The 3,160-nt window shown below is 63.5% G+C and carries 3 protein-coding genes and 1 pseudogene; all 4 read left to right on the top strand.

The features are described 5' to 3' along the window. Positions 1 to 295: pseudogene (locus VNW74_RS04930) on the top strand (extradiol ring-cleavage dioxygenase); the annotation flags it as partial. Positions 296 to 333: 38 nt separating this feature from the next. Then, a complete protein-coding gene (locus VNW74_RS04925) occupies positions 334 to 1,602 on the top strand; it encodes an NADH:flavin oxidoreductase (RefSeq protein ID WP_325675486.1) in 1,269 nt (422 codons plus the stop codon). Continuing rightward, the gene (locus VNW74_RS04920; protein ID WP_325675485.1) at positions 1,599 to 2,387 is read left to right on the top strand and encodes a hypothetical protein; all 789 of its coding nucleotides are present in this window, start codon (positions 1,599 to 1,601) and stop codon (positions 2,385 to 2,387) included. The genes VNW74_RS04925 and VNW74_RS04920 overlap by 4 nt, the downstream gene beginning before the upstream one ends. A 14-nt stretch (positions 2,388 to 2,401) precedes the next feature. Further along, a partial coding sequence (locus VNW74_RS04915; RefSeq protein ID WP_325675484.1) for an amidohydrolase family protein occupies positions 2,402 to 3,160 on the top strand: 759 nt, incomplete at its 3' end.

Raw genomic sequence — 3,160 nt, 5'->3', positions numbered from 1 at the left:
AGAACTCGGCTTCCACATGGCGCTGGCCGTCGGCCAGCACACCAACGACAAGGAACTGTCCTACTACGCGATGACACCCTCGGGCTTCGAATGGGAAGTCGGCTGGAACCCGATCGTCGTCGACGAGAAGACGTGGGAACCCAGCACACATCGGGGCATCAGCATCTGGGGCCACACCCGGGAGGGACAGACCATCGTCGAGAAACTCGGCCAGTTCAAGACCGCGGCGCAGTCGCTGCTGCACCGCGAAGGCACCGTCCCGGAGCTGTCCGGCGCTGGCATCCGGGATAGCTGAACCGCGACGCCAATGCTGCGGAATAGAGGAGAAGCCGAATGACGACGAGTTCAGCGAGTCCCCTGCTGAAACCACTGCGTATCGGGCGCCTGAACGTTGCTGGGCGGCTGTACAAATCAGCAACGAGCGAGACCCGAGCAACCGACGATGGACACGTTACCGACGAGCTGCTGGAGTTCTACGAGCCAATGGTGCGCGCGGGCACTCCGTTGATCGTCACTGGAAATCTTTTCGTGTCACTGCAGGCGAAGTCGGCGGGTCGGCAGGCAGGGATCGATACCGACGACAAGAAGCCCGGCCTGCGTGATTGGGTGCAGCTTGCACACAACGGTGGCAGCCTTCTTATCGCGCAACTCAACCATGGTGGCCGCCAGATGCCCCGATCGTCTGATCCAGGCAAGGCCACCGTGTCGGCGTCGTCGGTTCGCGAACCTCTCTATGGGACCAAGCCCCGTCCCCTTCGGGCAGACGAGATACCAGCGTTGGTGGACACCTTCGCCGCCGCCGCTGCGCGCGCACAAGATGTCGGATTCGACGGTGTGCAGATCCACGCAGCGCACGGATACCTTCTCAGCGAGTTCCTCACCCCGCACACCAACCGCCGCACCGATGAATACGGCGGCAGCCTCGATAATCGGATGCGTCTAGTCCGCGAGGTATTCCAGGCGATACGGGCTCGGGTCGGAGACGACTTCCCAACCCTGTTGAAAATGAACGGCACCGACATGCTCCCGCTGCGCAAAGGGGCGACGACAGCTGAACTCGTGCGCGTGGCGAAGGTCATGGCCGACGAAGGTGTCGACGCAGTTGAAGTCTCCCGCGGTCACTATGAATCCTGGCCCGGAATGGTTCTGGGGCACTACAAGGGATTCATCAGCGGACAAGTCAAAGAGGGCTCGGGCACCAAAATGTCGCGGCGGCGACGTATGACCATGCTCGCCCTCGCACCCATCATCGAACGCGCCGCCGAACGTCTGGCACCTGGAGGTGAAGGATTCAATCTCCCACAGGCCGAACAGTTCACCGCCCAACTCGCCATTCCGGTCATCTGCGTCGGCGGATTTCACACGACGAAGGGCATGGAATCGGCGATCGAGACGGGTCGATGTGATGCGGTGTCGGCAGCGCGGGCCTTTATCGCCGATCCCTACCTGTTCAAGAACGTACAGACGCCGACGCCCGGGAGACCAGCGTGCGGATACTGCAACGGTTGCATCGCCCGCTTCGGCGGAAAACCGATCGACTGCTACAACGACGAGATTCGTGCCCAAAAGGAGCGCATGCTTCGAGTCGAAGGAGTTCGATGAACGATTCCGTCCCGACCACCTCGGCGATCTATCCGGTGCGCCTGAGGGCGGATCTGCCGCGCGACGTCGCGTACGCCTACTGGGCGGGAACGCACGCCGAGATCGTCAAACGTCTCCCGCACCTGTTGGAGTACAACCAGTATCACTTCTCCGCGGCCGACCACGGATACTGGCCCGCCACCGCTACAGTCGGCACCATGGTTCCGTCATCGTGGCCGCTCGACGGGCTCACCGAGGTGCGATTGCCCAGCATTGCCGCCGCGTTGCGGGTGCCGCTGCACATGCGCGAGGTGTTCCTCGACGAGCAAAACGTCTTCGAACACGTGTTGGGTCACCAGACCGGACCTCGCGGCGGGCGCTGGTGGACGACTGGTCACGACGACTCGGTCGGTCATCGCACGGTGCTGCTGGTGCGCCGACGCAGAGGCGTGTCGGGCCTGGCCTTTCGTGTGTTCGTCCACACCCGGCTGGGGCCGGCGCTGCATGCCGCGGGAGCACGCGACTCGCGGACCTACGCCCTCCTGCCGTTGGCGGCCATGGCGCACACCACCTTTGGCGTATCCCACAGAAATCCGCCGCACCGGCGCTATCACGGCGCCGTCATCTTCGGCACTGACACACGAGCCCAAGTGGACGACCTCATCGCCTCGCCCGAAGTGGCAGCAGCCATCGGCGACCAGCACCTGACCTGCACCGCTGTTCACGCGTTCGCCGTCGACCGCACTGTGCCCGTCATCCGTATGACTCCCCAAGTACAAACGAGACCAATCCGGCCTCAGATCTAGTCAGGATCTCACTCATGCTGCGAATCGACACTCATCACCACGTGATCCCGCCAGACTACCGAAAAGCTCTGCAAAAAGCCGGGATTGCCGAAGCCGGCGGACGTGAGCTGCCCGACTGGAGTCCCGAAGGCTCGCTACAGACGATGGCGGAACTCGACGTCGGTACCGCCATCCTGTCGGTATCAACGCCAGGCACGGCATTTTTGCCCCCGGCCGACGCCGCGGCGCTCGCGCGTGACCTCAACGACTACACCGCCGAACTCGCCGCAGCACAGCCCGACCGGTTCGGGTTTTTCGCCACCGTGCCGATGCCGAACGTCGACAACACGGTGGCGGAAACGGTCCGAGCACTTGACAACCTGAAAGCCGACGGCGTCGTGCTGCTGGCCAACAACGCCGGCACGTATCTCGGCGAAGACGGGCAAGATGCGTTGTTCGCCGCCCTCAACGATCGCTCGGCCGTTGTCTTCATCCACCCCGCCGATCTGCCCGGGCCGATCGTGCCCGGTGTGCCGCCGTTCGCCGCCGACTTCCTGCTCGACACCACTCGAGCCGCTTACTTGCTGGTGCGCAACAGTATTCGGACCCGCTACCCCAAGATCCGGTTCATTCTGAGCCACGCCGGCGGGTTCGTGCCCTATGCCAGTCACCGGATGGCCATAGCCATCACCGCCGACACCGGCCGCAGCTGGGCCGATGTCCTCGACGACTTCGCCAGTTTCTACTTCGACACCGCGTTGTCCTCCAGCGCAGCAGCATTGCCCACCCTGCTA

The organism is Mycobacterium sp., from assembly GCF_035570115.1.
In the GTDB taxonomy this organism is placed as follows: domain Bacteria; phylum Actinomycetota; class Actinomycetes; order Mycobacteriales; family Mycobacteriaceae; genus Mycobacterium.
Note: the sequence above shows the minus strand (reverse complement) of the source record. Positions and strands in the feature narration are given on the sequence as shown.